General features: G+C 57.8%; 25 protein-coding genes. 4 read left to right on the top strand and 21 right to left on the bottom strand.

The window, feature by feature from the left end; genetic code table 11:
• Positions 1 to 212: hypothetical protein (locus tag ACP7E0_RS17490; protein ID WP_426126345.1), on the top strand; the 212-nt coding region annotated here is incomplete at its 5' end.
• 849 nt (positions 213 to 1,061) lie between these two features.
• Positions 1,062 to 1,424 (top strand): hypothetical protein, encoded by a 363-nt coding sequence (locus tag ACP7E0_RS17485; protein WP_426126344.1) that lies wholly within the window; start codon positions 1,062 to 1,064, stop codon positions 1,422 to 1,424.
• A 225-nt stretch (positions 1,425 to 1,649) separates the two neighbouring features.
• On the opposite strand, the gene ACP7E0_RS17480 is transcribed toward ACP7E0_RS17485, so the two are convergent.
• From ACP7E0_RS17480 to ACP7E0_RS17445, 8 genes are all read right to left on the bottom strand, one after another.
• Positions 1,650 to 1,892, bottom strand: a complete 243-nt coding sequence (locus ACP7E0_RS17480; protein ID WP_426126343.1) for a hypothetical protein — start codon at positions 1,890 to 1,892, stop codon at positions 1,650 to 1,652.
• Complete coding sequence (locus ACP7E0_RS17475) at positions 1,889 to 2,578, bottom strand: hypothetical protein (protein ID WP_426126342.1); 690 nt, start codon at positions 2,576 to 2,578, stop codon at positions 1,889 to 1,891. The genes ACP7E0_RS17480 and ACP7E0_RS17475 overlap by 4 nt, the downstream gene beginning before the upstream one ends.
• Before the next feature lie 13 nt (positions 2,579 to 2,591).
• Complete coding sequence (locus ACP7E0_RS17470; RefSeq protein WP_426126340.1) at positions 2,592 to 3,410, bottom strand: hypothetical protein; 819 nt, start codon at positions 3,408 to 3,410, stop codon at positions 2,592 to 2,594.
• A 211-nt stretch (positions 3,411 to 3,621) separates the two neighbouring features.
• On the bottom strand, positions 3,622 to 6,795 hold the full coding sequence (locus ACP7E0_RS17465) for a phage tail protein (protein WP_426126338.1): 3,174 nt from the start codon (positions 6,793 to 6,795) through the stop codon (positions 3,622 to 3,624).
• 7 nt (positions 6,796 to 6,802) lie between these two features.
• Positions 6,803 to 7,216, bottom strand: coding sequence for a DUF6950 family protein (locus ACP7E0_RS17460; RefSeq protein WP_426126336.1), 414 nt, complete (start codon positions 7,214 to 7,216; stop codon positions 6,803 to 6,805).
• Positions 7,217 to 7,220: 4 nt separating this feature from the next.
• A complete protein-coding gene (locus ACP7E0_RS17455; protein ID WP_426126335.1) occupies positions 7,221 to 7,811 on the bottom strand; it encodes a DUF2163 domain-containing protein in 591 nt (196 codons plus the stop codon).
• Entirely contained in the window at positions 7,808 to 8,473 is a 666-nt protein-coding gene (locus ACP7E0_RS17450; RefSeq protein WP_426126334.1) for a hypothetical protein, read from the bottom strand. The genes ACP7E0_RS17455 and ACP7E0_RS17450 overlap by 4 nt, the downstream gene beginning before the upstream one ends.
• A complete protein-coding gene (locus ACP7E0_RS17445; RefSeq protein ID WP_426126332.1) occupies positions 8,473 to 10,587 on the bottom strand; it encodes a phage tail tape-measure protein in 2,115 nt (704 codons plus the stop codon). The genes ACP7E0_RS17450 and ACP7E0_RS17445 overlap by 1 nt, the downstream gene beginning before the upstream one ends.
• A 59-nt stretch (positions 10,588 to 10,646) precedes the next feature.
• Here ACP7E0_RS17445 and ACP7E0_RS17440 point away from each other — a divergent pair, with 59 nt between their 5' ends.
• Positions 10,647 to 11,108 carry a hypothetical protein gene (locus tag ACP7E0_RS17440; RefSeq protein ID WP_426126330.1) on the top strand — a complete coding sequence of 154 codons (462 nt, stop codon included), beginning with the start codon at positions 10,647 to 10,649 and terminating at the stop codon, positions 11,106 to 11,108.
• A 90-nt stretch (positions 11,109 to 11,198) separates the two neighbouring features.
• Here the strand turns inward: ACP7E0_RS17440 and ACP7E0_RS17435 are convergent, their stop codons facing one another.
• The 8 genes from ACP7E0_RS17435 to ACP7E0_RS17400 all read right to left on the bottom strand — a co-directional run bounded on the left by ACP7E0_RS17435 (position 11,199) and on the right by ACP7E0_RS17400 (position 15,766).
• Entirely contained in the window at positions 11,199 to 11,393 is a 195-nt protein-coding gene (locus ACP7E0_RS17435; RefSeq protein WP_426126328.1) for a phage tail assembly chaperone, read from the bottom strand.
• Between the two features lie 137 nt (positions 11,394 to 11,530).
• A complete protein-coding gene (locus tag ACP7E0_RS17430; RefSeq protein WP_426126326.1) occupies positions 11,531 to 11,932 on the bottom strand; it encodes a hypothetical protein in 402 nt (133 codons plus the stop codon).
• 13 nt (positions 11,933 to 11,945) lie between these two features.
• Positions 11,946 to 12,428 carry a hypothetical protein gene (locus ACP7E0_RS17425; RefSeq protein WP_060641121.1) on the bottom strand — a complete coding sequence of 161 codons (483 nt, stop codon included), beginning with the start codon at positions 12,426 to 12,428 and terminating at the stop codon, positions 11,946 to 11,948.
• Between the two features lie 2 nt (positions 12,429 to 12,430).
• The gene (locus tag ACP7E0_RS17420) at positions 12,431 to 12,856 is read right to left on the bottom strand and encodes a phage tail terminator-like protein (protein ID WP_426126324.1); all 426 of its coding nucleotides are present in this window, start codon (positions 12,854 to 12,856) and stop codon (positions 12,431 to 12,433) included.
• A gap of 185 nt (positions 12,857 to 13,041) precedes the next feature.
• Positions 13,042 to 13,353, bottom strand: a complete 312-nt coding sequence (locus ACP7E0_RS17415) for a hypothetical protein (RefSeq protein ID WP_426126323.1) — start codon at positions 13,351 to 13,353, stop codon at positions 13,042 to 13,044.
• 133 nt (positions 13,354 to 13,486) lie between these two features.
• Complete coding sequence (locus ACP7E0_RS17410; RefSeq protein ID WP_426126322.1) at positions 13,487 to 14,527, bottom strand: head morphogenesis protein; 1,041 nt, start codon at positions 14,525 to 14,527, stop codon at positions 13,487 to 13,489.
• Positions 14,528 to 14,598: 71 nt separating this feature from the next.
• Positions 14,599 to 15,324 (bottom strand): DUF1353 domain-containing protein, encoded by a 726-nt coding sequence (locus ACP7E0_RS17405; RefSeq protein ID WP_426126320.1) that lies wholly within the window; start codon positions 15,322 to 15,324, stop codon positions 14,599 to 14,601.
• A gap of 73 nt (positions 15,325 to 15,397) precedes the next feature.
• Positions 15,398 to 15,766 (bottom strand): hypothetical protein, encoded by a 369-nt coding sequence (locus ACP7E0_RS17400; protein WP_426126318.1) that lies wholly within the window; start codon positions 15,764 to 15,766, stop codon positions 15,398 to 15,400.
• 88 nt (positions 15,767 to 15,854) lie between these two features.
• Here ACP7E0_RS17400 and ACP7E0_RS17395 point away from each other — a divergent pair, with 88 nt between their 5' ends.
• Complete coding sequence (locus ACP7E0_RS17395) at positions 15,855 to 16,076, top strand: hypothetical protein (protein WP_426126316.1); 222 nt, start codon at positions 15,855 to 15,857, stop codon at positions 16,074 to 16,076.
• On the opposite strand, the gene ACP7E0_RS17390 is transcribed toward ACP7E0_RS17395, so the two are convergent.
• The 5 genes from ACP7E0_RS17390 to ACP7E0_RS17370 form a co-directional block, all read right to left on the bottom strand.
• Positions 16,041 to 16,535 carry a DnaT-like ssDNA-binding protein gene (locus ACP7E0_RS17390; protein WP_426126315.1) on the bottom strand — a complete coding sequence of 165 codons (495 nt, stop codon included), beginning with the start codon at positions 16,533 to 16,535 and terminating at the stop codon, positions 16,041 to 16,043. The two genes, ACP7E0_RS17395 and ACP7E0_RS17390, sit on opposite strands and share 36 nt — an antisense overlap.
• Positions 16,536 to 16,674: 139 nt before the next feature.
• Positions 16,675 to 16,971 carry a hypothetical protein gene (locus ACP7E0_RS17385; protein WP_426126313.1) on the bottom strand — a complete coding sequence of 99 codons (297 nt, stop codon included), beginning with the start codon at positions 16,969 to 16,971 and terminating at the stop codon, positions 16,675 to 16,677.
• 2 nt (positions 16,972 to 16,973) lie between these two features.
• A complete protein-coding gene (locus ACP7E0_RS17380; RefSeq protein WP_426126312.1) occupies positions 16,974 to 17,912 on the bottom strand; it encodes a DUF2184 domain-containing protein in 939 nt (312 codons plus the stop codon).
• Positions 17,913 to 17,923: 11 nt separating this feature from the next.
• Positions 17,924 to 18,388: a structural cement protein Gp24 gene (locus tag ACP7E0_RS17375; RefSeq protein WP_426126310.1), complete on the bottom strand. Its 465-nt coding sequence runs from the start codon at positions 18,386 to 18,388 to the stop codon at positions 17,924 to 17,926.
• The gene (locus ACP7E0_RS17370; protein ID WP_426126308.1) at positions 18,388 to 19,536 is read right to left on the bottom strand and encodes a DUF2213 domain-containing protein; all 1,149 of its coding nucleotides are present in this window, start codon (positions 19,534 to 19,536) and stop codon (positions 18,388 to 18,390) included. Before ACP7E0_RS17370 ends, ACP7E0_RS17375 begins: the two co-directional genes overlap by 1 nt.
• Positions 19,537 to 19,601 lie beyond the last annotated feature (65 nt).

Here is a 19,601-nt window from a genome sequence, read left to right as displayed (position 1 = left end):
CGCTCGCGCCGGGCAACCGGCCGGTTAAAACCGCGACCAACCAGGACCGCGTCATTGGACGAGCGATGAGCCTCTGGCCCTGTTACCCAAAGGGGTGGCGGGGCCAAGACGCGTTTGTCCCCTACCGCTTCAGGATCAAACCCGCCTACAGGCGAAAGCTCAGCCGTGCGCACCTGCGCGGCAGTGATGGCAAGCATGGTGATGTCCTTTAATTTTGGAACAACTGAGTGCCGCTTCGGTTGCTGACGAAGCTGGCTTGCGGAGTGGATCCCCCGAGGTAGCTAGAGGCCTGGCCTCCCGCTCCCCAGCGGTGTCATGCCTCGACTGGAGGCTAGGCGTCACCAGTCGAATATTTCGTTCGATGTTGAGAACAAAAGCGAGGCGTGGCAGTTTCTAATCAGCTGGCTTTCGGACCCACTCTCCCGAAAACCCAGTTAGAGGCCTGCTCTCGCCTGCCTGGGTGATCAGGCCTCGTCAAATTTTCAGATTGAGCTAACGCCCGCCAGGTGATATCGCGCTGCCGCTTCATGCAGTGATACGTGAAGCGAAAGTACCCGGTCGCTGTCAGGCGGCGACCGGGAATCCTCTACCAACAAGAGCACTTGGAAGTTGCGGAAAATCTGCCCCAATAATTCTGCCCGAGAGGGTTCAGGTGTGACGGTTATCCATAATCGCCGTCGGACGGGCGGTCGGAAACTTAACCCGTCTCCGGAGCGGGTGACCGCTTCGGGCACCTGTTGTTTGTCCTATTGCTAGGGTTGACGTTCTTCCGTGCCGCCCCAAATCTGTGCGAAACTGAGGGGGCAGCAATGACTTACGACTGGGATGGAAAGCGCCACCGGTTTATGCGAGCCGCGCGCATCACGACGGGCGCAGCGCTAACACTGGCGATTCTCGGCCTTCCATTTCTTATACTTGCTTGACATCGCGCTGCCGCTTCATGCGGTGATACGTGAGGCGACAGTGCCCGGTCGCTTTCGGTCAGGCAGCGACCGGGCTTTACGTGATCATCGTGTCGATCAGGGGCGGAACTAGAGTCCCCAGCGGGCGTTCAACCCCGCATGGATGCAAACTGGCAATATATTCAAACCAATTTTGACTGGCTTGGCCATGTGGCCGAGGCATTGTGCATTGCCGTTGTTGTGTCAGTTCTCGGTCTTGCGCTCTTCAAACGACGCACCGCCATCATTATCGGTCTTTCCTTTGCCTCCGGCCATTTCCATGGCCGCGAAAAGCGCGATTTCGAGGTTTCCGTCCATATGCATCCACCACACGTCGAAGCCTATGAAATGTGGAAATGGTCATGGGACCAAGCGACGGATTATTGGCCGGTCGCCATCGTCATGCTGGTTCTACTTTTGCTCGTTGCCAGACGCAAGATTGCGCCGGCTGCAACTACTGCAGCGGAAGTCGGTAAGTCATAGCGATGTCCTTTGACTAGACAGGGACAAGCCATTGAGCCGAGAGGATCTCGTTCATGGGGCGTCCTTAAATTGTGGGAATTGACGTTCTGCCGTGCCGCACCAAATCTGTCTAAAACTGGGGCAGAAATGACCTACGACTGGGATGGAAAACGAAAACGACTGATAAAAGCGGCCCGTATTACGATGGTAGCAGCGCTCACACTGGCACTTCTCAGCTTGCCGCTTCTAATTTTCGCCTGACGCGTCCGTCGTCTTGGTGCCAGATTCATTATCGCCGGTCGGCTCGGTACGCACAAACGTTCCCTCCATAATCGGTGACGACGGATTGAGCTCCCCGCGCAATCGAGCGTTCTCAGCCTCAAGCGCTGTAATCTTAGCGTGCTGGGCGTCATGGGACAGGCCGGCGTCTTTGACCTGCTTTCGCAGTAGGTCGATTTGGTCCTCGAGGAGTGCGATAAGGCAGCTCATTCGCTTGCCTCCCAATTGACCGCAGCGGCCGCCGTGATTGTCTCAGCCGTCTCGGCCGCCGCCACTGCCTTCTTGGCGCCCATGCGCTTGCGCTCGATGCTGGCCGAAACGATCTGCCAGCCCTCGAACGTCGCCACGATCTGCTCGGCCTTCTCAGCCAAGGTGACGCCGTCAACAGCGGCCTCGGCGACGATGTGAGGGATGGCGGTGTCGGCGATGCCATCGTCGGCCAGCTTCGCCTTCGCCTCGGAAAGCTTCTGCTGGTAGGCCATGACCTGGCCAGAGCCGTTCGTGATGAAACGAAGGCGGTATGCTTCCGCATCGCGGTCAATCTTGCTGACTGCATCGGCTCGGGCAGCTTCGACATCAAAGACTGGCGGCACAGGCTCGAACATCAGGTTAAGCTGCTGCAGCAGGCTTTCCGGCATGTCAGGAGCTACCGTCGTTTCCAACAGCACCTTCCCTTCAATGCCGTTGAGCTGGTCGATGATGCCTTCCCGGTCGGAGGCGGGAAGCTGGTTCGTCAGATGCGATGCCATCTTTGACCAGAACTCGGGCTGATTTAGCACCTGCTGCCGGTAGAACCACCAGGAGACATAAGCCATCCAACGATCCTTTTTATCATCCTTGAGGCTCTTCCAAAAAGCATCCAGCATAATGATGTGGCTGCTGCTGATATCGTACATTGTGTTTTCCTCGTCACTTTTTGAAGCAGGTTGCAAAAACGGCGTTAGCGTTGACCGTGCCCCTGAGCGTCACGGTTGCTCTGATCGTGGTAGACGTCACTCCAGCCGCCGGTGTGAAGTATCCGAAGAAACTCAGTGTTCCTGTGCCGGAAGCCAAGGTTGTTTGCTGCACTACGCCAAGATTGGCACCCGAAGTTACATTCGTAAGACCGAGTACCCATGTTCCACTCGCACCGCCCGACGCATTGAACGCGGATATGTAACAATAGATTTCGACCTTAACGAGCATTCCAGGCGTCACTGCGGAGTCAGGATGGGTCAACACAATGTCAACCGTTCGTGAGCCGTCCAACGCGCCAGTAGCAATGGCGCCAGCTGCAAAGCCCGTCACTGCACCGGCTTGAATATTCGACGTTCCCACCTGTAGTGAGCCGATGATCGCGCTGGAAATATTGACGCTGCCGAGTGTGGCAGAGATCGCTGATAGATCGTTGACGTTCAATTTGTCGGCTGTAATCGAGCCATCGACAATCAGGCTACCTGCCTTTTTCCGGCGCAGCACAAGACGGTCAATTATAAGGTTCGACGCCGTTGTGTTCGAACTGTGATTGAAGATTTGCACAAGCGCGAATCTTGCCGTGGACGGAACCGTGACAGTTCCACTCCTAGTTAGCATTGAGGCAGGTATTGAGATGTTGGCCAAAATATCGATAGAACTGACGAACACCATCGCAGCAGTGTAGAAGTTCAAGCGGTAATAAAACCCGTTGGCAGCTGTTGCCCCGTTGGTCATGTTTGCGGATTCACCGTACAGTTCTTCGTTGCCTGTCACGGGAATTGCATACGATGATTTTAATTGTATGTTGACAGAATTAGCCAATACGGTCTTTTGAACGTTCAAGGAATATTGACCGGTCTGACTGAACCCCGTCACTATGTGAGGGTTAATACTCGCACCAGCCGCGTCCCAATAAGTTAGCCAATTAGCTTCGTCAAAGTAACCGTTAGGAACTAGATTTTCGTAGTCTGTGAGGATCAACTGCTTAGCTGTGATAGAGTTGGCTGCAATGTGACTGGCGCCAATTGTGTCGGCTGCAATCTTTGCGCCAGTGATGGTCGCGGCTGCAATGTCGCTGGCAACGATCGTGCCAGCTGCAATCTTGCCTGCGACAATCGCACCGGCTGCAATCTTTGCCGACGTCAAGCTTTGCTGTGGTCACCGCTCCCGTCACAATATTTCCGGCATCAATCAGCGTTACCCCTGATTGAGACCACGGAGATGGCTCCGTTTGATTATCCGTCGCTTCACCAAAGAAAGCGCGGGTAAACCAAACATAACTATCAGGCTCAGGCGAGACTGTTCCGTTGTGTCTGACAAACACCATCGCCGACGCTGCATTTGCAGGAGCAACACCAAACATATTTGTTCTAGTGTAATTAGATAGCAAGGACTGCGGATTTATGGTTTCGGGGTTCACAAGCGGTCCGAAGGTGTAACTTAAAATTACTCCAGCGCTATCGGCCCAACCTATAATCAATCTTCTTGTTGCACGATGTGCAGTAGAATAGCAAGAAAACTGATACCGCTTGCCAACCGCAACTGTGAAGAATTTGATGCTTCCATCTGCATTAAACGGCGTGATATCCATATACTGATTAAGTACATAGCCAGTGTTGCAATATATTTGAAGGGCTCCGTATGGTTTAACTCCGTAGGTGTCGGTCCTTATAATCGGTGCAGCGTATTGCAGAGCGGACGATTGGGCACGAATTCCCCAGCCAGTCATACCGGCATAGAAATCTGTATTCTCAAGCCATTGTGATCCTGTGCCAACAGCAAGCTTATCGGCAGTGATAGCACCGGCAGCGATTTCTGCAGCGGCTACAGCACCAGCAGCAATCTTCCCAGCAATGATCGAGTTGGCAACGATCTCATCGGAGGTGACCGAATTGGTAGCGAGCGAAGCGGTGACCACAGCTCCCGCCAAGATCTTCGGCGTAGTGATCGCACCGTCGGTGATCTGAGTTGACGTAATCTGCCCTGTAAGGTCAACAGACGCCACCGACGAAACGTAAGCAGTTCCGTTCCAGCGATACAGCTTTCCGTCGACCGTGATAACTTCGGTCGTCTTTAAAGCCGGAACAACCGCGCCAGCAATAATGCCAACGGGTTCAATGCCCGACGCGAACTTGGTGATACCGATCGCAGCGTCGGCAATCTTGGCAGAGATGACCGAATTATTCGCTAGAATGTCCTGTGTGACCGCAGCGATCTGGATCTTCGCCGTGGTGACTGCCTGGTCGGCAAGTTTCAGGCTGGTGACGGCGCCAATCTGGATTTTGTCAGCAATGACGGCGGCGGTGGCGATCTTGGACGCAACGATAGAATTGTCGAGGACGTTCATGCGACCTGTCGGCGCGACCGTCGTTACCCATGGCGTATAGGTTCGCAGGCGATCCGGAACAGTCGTTATGGTGGCGCGGGCGTTGTAAAGCGTCTCCGAGACGACACCATTGCTGGTGAAGAATTCCCCGCTCTCCGGCTCCGAACAGGTGGCGAGAAGCTCGAGCGTTTCGCCGTGCTTGCGATAGGGGATCCGGACCTCGGTAATCGTGGGGTCCGCAGGCGGTGACCAGGTGAACCGAAGGCATGGCGCATCTTGCCCGCCGGTGCTGCTGATCATCCCGGCTTCGACATTGAAGTCCTGCACGGTGGACAGCATCGACGGATTGATGACGGGCGCCGGTGGAATAACCACCGGGCCGGGTTCAATGTCCTCGTCATCATAGATATCAGCGCCGGTCTCGGAGAGCTTCAGCGTGACACGGAACTGCTCGTCGAGCACCCATTCCGAGATCATCCACTCCTTGCCGCGCCATAGTACCCATTCGCCTTCCTGCACCATGAGACCGACACGACGGCTGACGGGCAGCGTTGCCGTGCCGCCCCTGCGGTTTTGGCGGTAGCGGATGTTGAGCAGGTATTGCGCGATATCCGGATCAGTGACCTGCAGGAAGTCGTTGCTGGTCTGGCGATTGCGGCCATCGGCAGCGACGTCGGCATTCACATGAACCGGGGTCAGGCTTTCCGGGTTCCAGTTGGCCTCGATCGACAGGAACTGCCCGGACAGATGATTGTAGCGATCGAAGGCGGATTTACGGAACTGAACTTCCTTGGCCCGATCGATCGGGAGGTCGTCGGCCGTGATCTCCAGAACGGGGATCTGGGGGGCACCGGCGATGACGCCCGAGAGGCCGCGCCGATTCAGGCCATAGCCCGCCATCGCATCGTCAAATTCTTTGAGGATCTCGGTATGGTCATCGTCGCCGGTAACGAACAGCGAGCATTGATAGGTGCGCTTTCCATCCGTCCGCAGGCTGTCGCAGACGTTCATTGCGACGAAGTATGAGCCTAGATCCAGTTGCCCGAGGCTCTTGCCCTCGCCGATAAGCGTGCGGCCGGACACCATCGCGCGCAGACCGAGCTGATAGTTCAGCCGGTGGACAGCCGGGTTGAGGGTGTGCGTCCAGGTCGCCGGATCGTTGATCCGCTGCGGACCGGAGCCGCCGGCCACCGTCGAATCCTTTCGGGGATCGTATTCGCGCAGGCCGCGGAGCACGAATTCAAATTCAGGCTTGCCCTGCGAGAAATAGTTGGCGTCATAGGTCCGGTAGACAACGACATAAGCCTGTCCGGCATTGACGCTCGTCTCTTTCCACGTTTGCCCGAGACCAGCCGTGAGGCCGACCAGCCGGCTTTCGACTTGCTGACCCGGCCGCCCGTCAAAAAACAGGATCAGGATGTTGCCGCCGAAGTTCTCCACCTCGTAGGCCATAACGTGATTGCCCGGAAACACTGTCGGCGTCAGGGTATGCTTCTGCCCATAGAAATAGACATACGGCTCCAGGCCGTCGCACCAGCCGTTGGCCAGCAGGAAAACTTCCCCGTTTTCTTTGTTGCCCTTGCCCCATTTGGCGTAAAACGAGCGCTGCCCTTTGGTCTTGCCGATGCCCAACAACGTCCCGACCGGAACATCGCCGCCATACTGCGTTTCGCCCTGGATAGCTGTGTACTTCCGCTTCTTCGGGCGATTGAGGTACTGAAATCCGAGCTGCGCCGCGAAGGCCAAACCGCTTGCCGCGATAGTTGCCAGTGAGGCACCAAACAGGGTCGCTCCACCAAAGATGGCGGTCGCTATAGCAGTGAAAATTGCCATCTAAAGACTATCCGATATGAAATGCGGCGACGACGTCGGTAAGGCCGTGATCTTCGCGGCCCTTGGCGGTCTTGGTGACGAAGCGCATGCCGAGGCAGACGCCGACATGTTCGGCGCCATCGGCGAGGCGCAGGATGACGAGATCGCCGAAACGAGCTTCGGCAGCACCAACCGCGGTGCGGTCGAGCTCGGCGGCCCAGAATTCGACAAGGCTCTTGAAGCCACGCTTACGGAGCGCGCGGTGCGCACCGGCCAACGTCCGGTAAGCGCCGGCATATTTCGTGGTGAGGTGAGAGCCCTCGATCGCATCGACGAGGGCGCAGCCCATCATGAAGCAATCGGAACGATCGGGCGTGCCATAGTCATACGGCTTCGCCAGCTCGCCCGAGAGCGTGCTTTGTACAATTCTAAATCTGTTCATCTGATTAGCGGCTCACCTGGCCCCATTCTTCGGGGATCGTGGCATTGGTCGCGACATATTCCAGGCCGGTGTCTGTCGCGAGGTTATCGAACTGCTGTTCCTTCATCGACCGCTTGACGCCCGTCGAGCCGCGCGCCGAACGGCCGGGCGGCTGGAGGTCAATCGACAGGGTGAGCGATCGTTCCGAACCGGAGACTGCGCCCTCATTGAACCGCACCTGGTCGATCTCGTAGACCGACGATGCGAGGATGCCGACGACCTGATCGGTGTCAGGGTCGCCTGCCAGGTGCGCGATGATGACTGGCGCGTTCTGGTAATTGTAGGTCTCGATCTGGGCCACAGCATCATCCGGGTTGGCGACAGGGATATTGGAGAACACGATCGTTCGGGTGGTGACGGCCGTTCCGAGTGCACTGGACATATTTCCCATTTGCAAAAATCGGTTCGGCAGATAGACGAGGCCATTGTGGGTGTATGGTCTGCCGCCGCGATGGTAGCCGACCGACTTTCCGGGGAGATCGAAACGGATGAGGTCAAGGCGGGCCAACCTCCCGGAATCAACCAATGCCTCAACGGCTGGAGCAAGTGCACTCATGAGAAAAATACCTCCGTAGCCGTGAACGATGGCGAGCGGCTTGCCCACGACTTCGTTCCGTCATAGCTGCCCGGATCGATCTGCATCGTGCAGGAGGGCTTTTCGAAATGGACGGTACTTGCGGTCGTGAAGATCGCGTCTAGCCCGTATTTTATTGACAGCGTCACCACACCGGAGCCGTTCGAGGTTGCAGGCGCCATAATCCGGTGAAGCGACCGCACCAGGACAGTCTTGCGGATCTCGACATAGTCACCCGGCGAAAGCTGAAATGCCGCCGGCAGACCTGAAACCACGATAGTCCGGCTGTCCGGAATGGATTGAAGAACCGCTTGCCCATTGAAAGCACCTCCCCCGGCCTTCGTGCCGGCAAGTGGAAATCCGGTGTCATGCGCAATCGGCCGTGGGCGGAAAGCGTCATACGCAAGGAATGTCTCGCCGTCGTCCCCTGCCCGCATCATGAAGGCATCCATCAGCCCATACTCAGGCCGCAGAAGCGGCTTTGAGAGATAGCGGGCGGTCCAATAGGCCGTTCCGAACGTCTGTGCCTCTGTACGCCGGCCCTCCATTTGATTGGTGTCACGGGGACGGACGGGATCGAACTTGCATTCGGTCCAATCGCGGCGTCCGCCGCCGTACGTTGGGAGCGATATCGGATCAGCCATCAGCGCGCCTGCCCGTTCTGGTAAAGGTTCTCACGGCTGGAATCGTAGTCCCTAATTCCTTGGACGACGACGCCCTCGCTTTCAGAGCGGATAGTGGGGCGGAACATCGGACCCTCCTCTCCGATCACGCGCAGGACGATTTCGCGCGCGCCATCGGAAGCAACTGGCGCATTTGAAGCGCCGGCATTCTGGTTCGCCGCCGACACCACTCGGTGGTTCGGAATGACCTCCTCGCCGCCCTTGAAGCGAACGAGTTCCGGCCCTTTCTCGCCCACCCACGCAACGCCAGGCCGCGCCGCTGGAGTGCCTGCTGCATACATGCCAATGCCACCAGCCTTGGCGATCCCCATCTGGCCTCCACCAAACAGACCGAGAATGCCACTCAGCAGCCCGCCGCCTGACCCAGCGCCGGCTTTGTTCACTTCGAAAAGTGCGTCAACGACGTCGTTCAGCAGTTTGTCTGAGATCTTAGAGAGCACTCCCAGGGCGGCATCGCCGAATGATTCCCAGACGGACTTTCCGTTTTCAAGGCCGGAGAAGAAGTCATCGAAGAACCCCTTGGTTAGCTCCTTCGAGAACTCGATCGCCTCGCCCATCTTCTTTGTCTCAGCTTCAGTCTGAGCCATGACCTGGGCAAGCGCCGACAGTTCCCCTTTCTGTACAGCGGTAAGAGTGATCCCACGCTGCTGGGCCTGATTGAGGAACTCCGTTTCATAGCGGAGCGCTGCCGCAGCTTCTTCCGAGAGACCCAGTGCATTACGCTCGGCATCCAGCGCGGCGATGCGCCTTTCGGCTCCATCGACGATATCGGAGTACTTTTCTGTGTCAGACTTGCCGCCGGACTTCTTCTTCGCTTTCGCGTCAACGTCCGTCAGGCCCTTCGCCAGTTCTTTCAGCTTTTCCGAAGCAGCGGACGCCCCACGACCGATCGCATCCGTAACGCCTCCAACGTAATCGACACCCTGCGCGCCTTTGATAGCTTTGACAGCGGTTTCGAGAGCCGCATTCCCTGCCCCAGGATTCGGATTGCTCACGCTGCCAAACTCTACCGGGCCTAGGATCATGCCATTGTAGGTTTCTGGGCTGAGTGGCTTGCCAATCGAAGCCGTCCAGAGCGCGTATTTATTGATGAGGTTATTCAGCCCATCAATGGCACTCTGCACCATGCTCTCGATGCCATCGATGACCTTTTGGGCAGTTGAGTAAACGACATCAGACAAGGCGGCAGGCAGCATTGCCCACACGGCTTTGATTGCCTCGTAACCGCCGACGAACGAACCGATGACCAAGTTCACACCAGTTTTGGCGTCCGCCACGATATCGCGTCCAAATAGTTGAGCTAACTCGTCCCGAAAAATATTTGCCGCCGCCACAGCAAGCGTAATACCCGCGATGAATGCCACAACGGGGTTCGCTGCGATAAACGCAGCAGCCACTAAGGCCAATTGCACAACGAGGCGCCCCAGCAACGCGATAAGTGAAATAATTCCTCCGATGATGGCGGGAGCGTAAAGCAAAGCCACTGCCGCCGCAGCGGCCACGGCGTATGGAGCGATATCAACCAGGATGTCGGCGAGACCATTCAAAGCCGACTGCGCCAGCTTTGTCCAACTTACCGCTTGGATAAGGACGGCGACGAGCGTGGTAAGCCCCACAGCAATAAGGGTGATGGGCGAAAGCATGGCAATCAGTGAAGCACCAAGGGTCTTGGCGAAGCCATCTGTGGTCAACATGGCAACTTGCGCGATCTGCAGGCCCTGCTGCATACCAATCAAGCCCGCACTCATCCCGCCTGCTGCGGTGGTGACGATATCAAACCCTTGGGCAGCAAGGTTTCCCGTGTTGTGGGTACGGACCAACCCAGCGGTGTTTTGGTTCGCCGCGCGGTTTGCCATTTCGATCTGCTTGGAAGCAGACGCTGCGGCCGCTCCCTCATTCGCATATGCCTTTGCAGCCGCCGATGCTGCTCCTACAGCTCCTCGATTGGCACCAGCGAGGCCATCAGTCGCAGCTTCGGCCCGAGCGGCCGCGCCGGAAAGTTTCTCCAAGCCATCGGTGTTTTCCTTGACACCCTTGTTGGTCACCTGAATTCCGAGCTGGGCGACGTCTGACATGGCTTTACCTTTCGTGCAAACTCGCTCATCGTCCCTCCGGTTTGACAGGAGGACGATTCATGCGGACGATGATTGCGGTGGTTGTTTCTATGATTGGGTTGGCGAACCCGGCCCAAGCTGGGGAAGAAAAGGCCGACGCCCGTGCCGTTGACTACTGCAAATCGACGTCAGGAACGTTCGTCGCTGTTGCAAAGTGCCTGCCAGAAGCCCACGTCGCTTTGAAGACGATGGATGCGTTCGAGAGCATTTATCCAGCGAGCGCCCAGCCCTTACGGTTAAAATGCATCGAGCGGAACGAAGGTAACGTGGTTGGCGCAGCCACTTGTCTTTCGGAAGCGATTACCGCAGCAATCGATCTCAAAGCTTCCCTGCCAAAAGGTTCAAACCTCGACGATGCGATTTTTGAGAGCGTATCGGATACCACTTTGAAAACCCTCCTCGATGAGGCCGTAGAACAGGCTAAAGCTGTGTTTCCAAACGTGCGGCTATGGGGCGGCACGATGTACAAGGCCTATCAGTAGCTGGCGGCCCGAGAGCCGCCTCTGAAGAGCCGCCTCTGATTTTCCAACGGCACGGCCATAATGGCCATATCTCGGCGCTTTAAAGATTGATCACTTTTCAGTCTCCCGTTCCCGGATGGCGTCGCTCTCCCTATCGATTTCAGCACAATAGCGTGAGTTCATGGTCTTGAGGATGCGAACTTCCTCGCGTCGGATCACGTTGCCGGTGATTGCCAGCCAGGCGGTCAGCTCTTGATTGGAGACCGGCGCGGGGCCGGAAAAGCCGGGCGCCGCGTTTTCGCGCAACTCCCAGAACCATTCCCAGAGGAAATAGCCGTTCTCCGGAACGTCGACCTCGGGACTGTCAATCCCGAAGCTTTCATTTCGCTCGCGCCGAGTTTCGCTGTCCTTGTCTTTGACACTGTCGTACCGCGCGGCAAGCGCTACGGCTTCGCAGAGCCTTTCCCCAAGCTCTTCGTAAAATTTGCGCGGTCTTCCGAGGCTGCGGCCACCTGGTCGTAGATCCAGCCGGCTTCCTCGACGACCTCCCGCGCCATCTCGAAGGTCAGTTCGGGCTTTGCACCTTTCCAGTCGTGATCACCCCAGTCCCAAGAGGCGATCGAGGCTGCGGCCTTGTCGAGGTATTCATCCTCGACCTTGGCTGTGGTCAGCTTCTTCTTCCGGCTGGCGAGGAATTTGTCGCTGTGCTGCCGAACAACCTTTTTGACCTCGTCGCTCTCGTTCGAGCGGATCATGAAGGTGATGCCGACGAGTTCGTCGGTATCGGGGCCGGTAAGCTTGAGAGTGAAGAGGTCGTCGGAGTTGACGAGCTTCGAAATGTCCATGTGATGTAGTTCCTTATACGGCGACAGGGTTCACGCGAACCGGAAGCTGGTTGAGACCGATGGTGAAACGCTCGAGCTCGAAGTCATCCGAGCCTCCGCCGGGATAGAGGGGGCCGGACACAACGCCGCGGCTGTAGAAAATGGTGTTGGTGAAGCCAGCGCCGCCGTCGTTGCGTTCGATCTTGATGGCCATGTTGTCCTGGTTGAGCGGGTCCCCGAACGTTCGCAGGATCACCTGCCCCGCATCCGCCGCGACAGATGCCACTTCAATCTGCGGATCGCCGGCGTTGGCCGTGCCCTTCTGCTTCTGGGTCACCGCCTCGTCGAGGGTGTTATACGAATTCATCGTGCTGTCGGCGCCGAAGTCACCGACGTTCCCCACCTTGCCGACCTGAACCCAGGTCAATGCGGCATAGGTGCTGCTGATAAGATCGCTGTTCTGAGCTGTGGCGCAGACATAGACCTTCGTGCCCTTCTTGGTTGCTTTGTTCGCCATGGTCAGCTCTCCTGTTCAAAGGCGTGATAGGGGATCGTGACCGGCACCTTCACGCGGTCGACGTCTTGGATTGGGCTCGATGCCCAGGGTTCGCTGCTGATCGTGATCCTCACGCCAGATGCGAATAGAGTTTGGTTCTTGAAGCGGTTGATGATCTGGCCGGCGACATCGAGCGCATCCGGGATGCCGCTGCCGATCGGCCACATGACGGACACCTGAAGGATGCCGACCTTCTGCTGCGAGTCGTCGCCAAGCGTGATCTGACGTGTCCGGTTGGGCAGGAACAACAATTCGAGGAATTTCCCCGGCTTTGGCTGCCCTGCAGCCGGAAACCCGACGTTCGGTCCAGCAATCGGCAAAACATCCGGCATGGTGCGCAGGTGGGTTCCCAGCGCAGTGAAGATCATTGCGTCCGTACTCGTCGCCATGTACCGATTACCTATGAAAGAGAAGCCGCCCCTATCGGACTGCGAGGTTCACGAACGCCTTCACGAGGCTTGGCTTCTGTTGGCCAAAGAAGACGGCGCGTCAGAGTTTGGGAACAACACGCTCAAGGCGGCCAGGCTGTCCCTCTTCACCTTCCAGATGATCCTGATGATGAAGATGGAAGCGCCTACAGCCCAAATGCCTTCCGAACCTTCTCAGCATTCCGATTGACGTGCACCGGCCAGTTCTGGGCAGTCAGGCGGACAAATCCTGCGGCGGGCCGACCATTGGCACCGTACTCCTGGTGCCCCGCATAAGCGGCCGTGTACCCGAAATACAGGTCGTCTTCTAACGAGGCGCCTAAGATGACTGCTTCGATGATCCCGAAGTCGAACTTATACGTTCGCCCCTCGACCGGCTTGGCTCCGGAATTGATGCTCGGCATTGTCGCCGTGGAGGCCATCAGCGATTGCTGCAAAAACCCCGTCGCGAACGGCATACGACCGCCTTCGATGTCGAGGTCTGCATTTCCTTGACCACATCGGCGGCGCTCTGGTTCCGCACGGCCTCAATGGCTTCCAGCACCTTCTCCGCGAAGTTGGCCACGGCGGCGGCAAATGACAGCGTGGCCGTTAGGCAGCTCGCGCGCGATAACGGCGCAGGCCGGCGGCGACATAGTCGATGTCGTACTCAACCCGGCACTTGCAGCCGATCCGGTGCCTTGCCGGCGCCTTCGGATCGTGAGGATACATGAGCATGGTTCCGTCAGGTGCCACGAAAGGCATGTCGAGCGGCACGGCATTCTGTGTGGCCATCTGGACATGCTGCATACGCGGATGCTCAGACCCGGAATGCTTCCACTTCTTTGTGACCTCTTGAGCGGTGATCTTACCGGCCTCTACCTGCTGGCGGATCGCGTTGTCGCGAACCGAGAACAGAGCTGTGCGAGTTTCCTCAAGCCCGATAGTCTCTCCTCGGAGCAACAGGTTCTTGTCCGACAGTCGCATGATGATCTTGCGCGTCATATCCGCGTCGACAGGCTTACCCTCGCGGATGGCTTTCGCCACTGTTCGGTCAAACCGCTTATCTCTGGTCTTGAGGTCCAGATACTTTCGCATCGAGGTAGGGTCGCCGGATAAGAGGTTCGCCTTTGCTTTGTCGATGAATTCGACCTGTCGGCTCGTAAGGCCGATATAGCCGCCCTCGCGCTTCCTGGTGATCCGGTTGAGCCTGCCGACAACGTCCAGCGCGGTTTTCGTGGGGTTCTGGCCCTTCGAGAGACCTGCCTCAAAGCCCATCCTTAAGGCTTCTCGCTGATCTTCGGTAATGTTCGTCACCAGGATGGACGATTGCTCTCGGATAAGCCGTTCGCCCTCCAGGTTTCTCACTCCGAACTGAAACAGCACTCGCGTACCGTCCGGCGAGATCAAGGACGGCAGGCTTTGCACCATGTTGATGCCACCGGCGTTAAATGCCTCACGTAGGGAGAGTTCCAACGCGGCAAAAGCCTCGGGCTCAAACTGGACCGCTGCCACGGCGCCTGCGATATCGCCCCGCTCCAACCGGTCGACGATCGACTTGAGGACGATGGAAGATTTGATCGCCTCGATTGCTTCCCGAAACGCAGCGGCAACCTTCGGATCATACTGGGCAAGTAGTTCGTCGAAGGTCATGCAATCTTCCAATTGAAGACAAAAAAGGGCCCGCCGAAACGGGCCGGTGGATCAAAGGGCGGGTTCAGATTTCACTGAAAACCGTATTTCAGCTGCTGCTCAAGCGGCAGTGTTTGTAAAAGTGGTTGCTTTGGATGTTGCTCGTCAGAAATCCGCACCAGATCCTCTGCCGACAGGTCAGCGCCTGCTCGTTCGGATGCTTCGATCCTCGCTCTAATCGCCTGGAGTTCGCTGAGCTTGCTGAGGTCGTCCAGTCGCCCGGGAATTGACACGCGCGTGGGCGCCTTGTCCTTCTCCGCAATGCAATATGGTGTGGTTTTGCATTTTGCACCGGACAGTGTCCAGCCCCACATCGGACCGAACGTGTACACCGCGTAGTACATCAGCTTGGCCTTCGTCTCGTCGATGTCGCCGGCTACCATCGCGTCATAGAAAACACGATGCGTATCAGACCATTTCCGGACTTGCCGAACGCAGTAATGATCATGGATCACCGCGGCACGGAGGTAGTCGTCGTCCCAGGGGCCGCCTATAATTGCCTGAAGCAATGCTGGAATGTCCGCTCCGTTGGTTACGTCACCGCTGGATGCCTCCCATCCAACGCCCTGCGGGTCAACAAATCCAAAATCGTCGGCCAGCTTCTTGTGGTCCGCATCGCCTGGTACATCAGTGAGATTAAAGCGGCCCGTAAAACACCCACGATCTTCCGGCTTCTCGCATTGAGGAAACGCCCAGCTGGTCGACGATGACGCCAAAACGGATAAGAGAAGCGTGGATGCAAGCGAAAAGGTTTTCATATCTATCCCTCCGGCCCCAAGCAGCCAGTGAACCACAATTTCGGCTGCACCGCCACGGGTTCCCACCACTCGACTACTGTGATGCATCCCTTCCGTGGACAATGAACACAACGTTAGTCATCCCGTCGTAGTTGTTCGGGTCTGCGTCTATGATGCGATACCCCGCTCCGGCTGCGGTAATCAGGTCACCGACGGTGGGCGCAATCTCCATTCCAACGGCTGAAATGTAAATCTGGACGTCGCCGGTTTTAATGACTGTCCCGTCGATGTTCCGGGCATCGTATGCCATCGGCACCAGCGTGGCCGGATACGCGGTTTCGACCGGGTCGCCGCCGTTCACCGGGTCTGGTGGGGCAATGCGCGTCACGGTGCCAGCTTGGCCGTAGGATTTGATGAGGCGTGCCGCGGTCGCCTGCATGCGGGCATAGAGCGCGTTTGCCATGAAATGTTTCCGTTAATAGTTAATTAAGGCCTTGCTTGCGCTGTCCCGTTTCTGTGCGATCCTTCGTACATCATCGGGGATGAATGACATGGCCGGCACGACCTTCAGCCTGGAAGAATTGGACCCTCCAACAGCGAGCCGCTTTAGAGTTGAAGCCGGAATGCTTGACCTCATAGAGCGGCTGCAGAGTGAAGGACTGTCGAAGGCGGAGATAGCCGTGGCGCTCGCCGATGCTGCCGAAGAGTACGTTATTCGCCTCGCAACTACCTTTGAGTTAGACCACAAGGATGCTCGGCAATATCGGAACTAGGAACGGCCAAAGCAGCCCCTCGATGGTGGTGACAACCGGTGTTGCCATCGCAACCAGATCGGCGATCGAGGTGGATGACGAGGCCGCGTATTCGACTTCAAGCTGCCCGATCTTCTCGCGTTTCACAGTCGAGGATCCGGTCACCACCGGCGACAGACTGCCGGGGTTGGTCAATTCGAGGAAAGCCGCCTCATAGCTGGCATTGACGATGGCCACCGGAATTTCACCCGTCGGGATGGCCTCGCCATAATAGGTGGACGCCCCTTTCCTGCCCCATGCCCGCTCCTGCTGATATCCCCCGGTGCGCGTGCCCGAGAAGAACCGCTCATACCGATCAATCACCAGCGAGCCTCGTTGACGGGCCGCTGTGATGGCCGTCTCTTCTGTGCCATCGGGAATGACATAGCCGGCAGCCTCGGCATATGCGGTAAAGCCTTCATTGTCGCCGTATCCAGCCATCAGACGTCCTTAGCGAACATTAGCCATTGATAAACCGTTTGCACATAATCTGACTATGCGACCCGGCAGATGTGTTTGTGTAGTGCCGGGCAATGAAGGCTCGCTGTGTATGATAAGACAGCGAGCCTTCTTTATTTCGTTAGGCCAGCTTCGCGTCGATCAGCTCCTTCAGCTTCTCGGTGCTGATGTTTCTCGGATATTCCAGCCCGAGTTCGGCTGCCTGCTTCTTGAGGTCGTCCCGCTCCGACAGCTTCGGGTCATCATCATCTTCGCCGGTGACGATGAGATGCTCGGCTTTGATCCAGGCAACGACGACGGGATGATCCTTGACGGTATCCCAATCAGCCTGCTCGACGTCGAGCGAGGACTTGCCGGCAATGACCGGACCGCCGGGAATGCCAAAGCCGCCCGGCCGGGTGTTCTCGAGTTTGACCATGATCAGATCCCATCCAGATAACGAACAGCACCCGGGCGGCGGATTTCCACGCCGCCGAGACGGAAGATGCCGGGAACCTCAAACTTCAACAGGCGGCGCTCAGCCTGCAGGAAGCGATGGGGCATAGGAATGTGCATCTTCACGACATCCGGCGTGCGGCGATAAGCCACCATCCGGTGAGTGCCCCCGGCGCCAAGGTTTTCCAGACCGAAGACCGCGCGGATCGTGAGCGGACGGCCAGTCCGGATCGTGTAGATATTGGCACGCTGGATATGCTCCAGAATGGTAGTAGTCATCGTGGCGTCGAGACGCTTGGTGGCGATCAGCGCGTAACGGTCCTGGTCCAGCAGGATAGTGTCAGCCTGCTCGATGCCGTTCGAAGCGGTGAAGATGACGCTGAGAACGTCGTTGACGTCCTTCAGAATTTCATCGGCCGTCTTCGTGGTCCAGGTTGCCGTGCCGCCGGCGCCGTTCGCTGCGGTGAGAGCGGTGACCGATACCGTGTTCAACAGACCGGTCATGCCGAGCTTCGAGCGGCCGAGAAAGGCCACACCGTCGACAAACTGCTCGTACTTGCGCTTGGCAGCGTCGGCACGGTCGTTCGTCAGTGCGATGCCGTAAGCCTGAGCGTGGCCCAGCTCCTGCAGGTTATAGCGGTAGCCGATACCAGCCATGAAGACGCGGCTGTTGCCGTTGTCGAGCTTGAAGTCAACGAACGGGATATCATCGCCATCCGCCGAGAACTCGCTGGCTTCGCCGACGTCGTCGCCCATCGAGAAGAAGTCGATCGCGGTCGTCCATTCAGGCGCCGAATTATCGACCGGTACGAGCTCCCGGTACTGGAAGTCCGGATACTCACGCTTGTAAATCACAGGCTCGATGTAGTTCTGAGCCGTGCGCAGGAAGTTCAGCGCCAGTGCGGGCGCGTCGGTGGTGAACATGCTCGTTCTCCTTACTTGGTGACGCCAAGGCGGAGACGCGCGAGCTGGTTGGTACCGCTCGTGACGCTTGCCCATTCGGCATTTTCGATGAGTTGGTTTGCCGCCGAGTTCGCCACGTTGGTGAACGTGCCCGTCGGCGTCATGTAGACGGGGTCGCCCTGAGCGACGGCAACGAGCGCAGTGACCCAGATGGAGCCGTTCTTGCGCACGCTGAGCTGGTCGTAAGGCTTGAACACCTCACCATTGGCGGCCGGCACGGTGCGGTCGGCGATGGCGACGCCGGCAAACTTGCCCAGCGCCGTCGGCAGCTTGACGGTGTCCTCGATGGTTCCGAAGATCACACCGCGGCCGAACGGGATATCGCCCGAGCCTGCCTCGACGATGGCGGAGATGTTCCAGCCAGGCTCGGTGGTGGCGATCATGCCGGGATAACCGGCCGGCGTGTCGCGCGAATAGGATACGGTCGGGAAAACCATTATGCGTGCTCCTTCTGATTGCCCGTCCAGGCGTTGGCGTCACGCGCCAGCATCTGCCGGTAAGCGGCGTCGGAATCAGTGGGGTTGCCGTCCTGCGCCTTGAGGCCGCCCTTGACGACGGTTGCGAAGGGATCGGAAGCGCCCTTGGCGGCATCTTCAACCAGCAGGTCAAAGCGGGCATCGATGTAGGCGTCGGCCTTGCCGGCAATGGCCGCGTCACCGATCTTGGCCACGACGACAGCCTTGCGAATGCCGGCGTCAGTGAGGCCTTCGGTCTTGACGTCCTTGGCGATGGTCTTGGCGACCGCGATCAGGTCGGCGCGTGCCTGCACCTTCTTGTCGAGATCGGCGTCGGAGAGAACCTTGGCCTTGGTGGCGTCGAGTTCGGCGTCCTTCTTGGCGATCTCGGCATCCTTGGCGGCAATCACCGTCTGGTGAGCCGTTTCGGTGGCAGTGAGCTTTGCGACAGCATCGGCAAGCCGGGTCTGCAGCGTGGTGATGACGATCGCACCCTGGTCGGTTACTTCAACCGGGATGCCATCGACGGTAACCGTCTTCAGGGTCATGATCTTTTCCTTCGGTTTCTGATCACTGGTGACAGGGGAAACACCCCAGTTTCCCGCACCGTCACCGATGCGAGCTTGAGAACCGGCCCGCGCTCGATCGACGATGGCGAGATGGTTGATCTTGATGTTGCGCTGAACGGCATCGAACTGCTGGCCATCAGGGGCGGTACCGGGCGTCCAGTCGAGCTGGCATTCATAGCCGGCAGACAACTCGCGCTTGCCGCTCTCGACCGCTGAAATGGCGTCCTTGTCCTTAAGGATCAGCGGCAGCCATACCCAGTCGCCGTCTTTCTTCGCGGCCGTGCTTACCTCGCCTACGGCTAAGTCTTTCCAGTTGCCGGCGTTGACCGCCTCGTCCGGGTGATTGACCGTAACCGGTGCATGAGTAAACGACTGCAAGCTCTTGTCGGAAAACACTTCTTCGGCTGGCCGATAGACGCGCACTATCTTCCGATCAGGCTTGCCCACCTCGTCGCCAAGATAAAGCTGGATGCCCGTGCGAACGGCCTTGGCTTCGGCAATCAGGTAGCCGTCGGCAGTCCGGCGCGTTCCCGCGACGGTTACAGCGTCCGTAAAATTCATGGAGGCATACTCCTTAAGTCAGACTCGACTCTTGGTTGACCTTTGTGGCCGAATGCTCAAGCAAC

The sequence above is a fragment of the Pararhizobium sp. PWRC1-1 genome, assembly GCF_049897905.1.
GTDB lineage: Bacteria > Pseudomonadota > Alphaproteobacteria > Rhizobiales > Rhizobiaceae > Pararhizobium.
The sequence above is the reverse complement of the archived record's forward strand: the minus strand, read 5'-3'. Positions and strand labels throughout refer to the sequence as shown.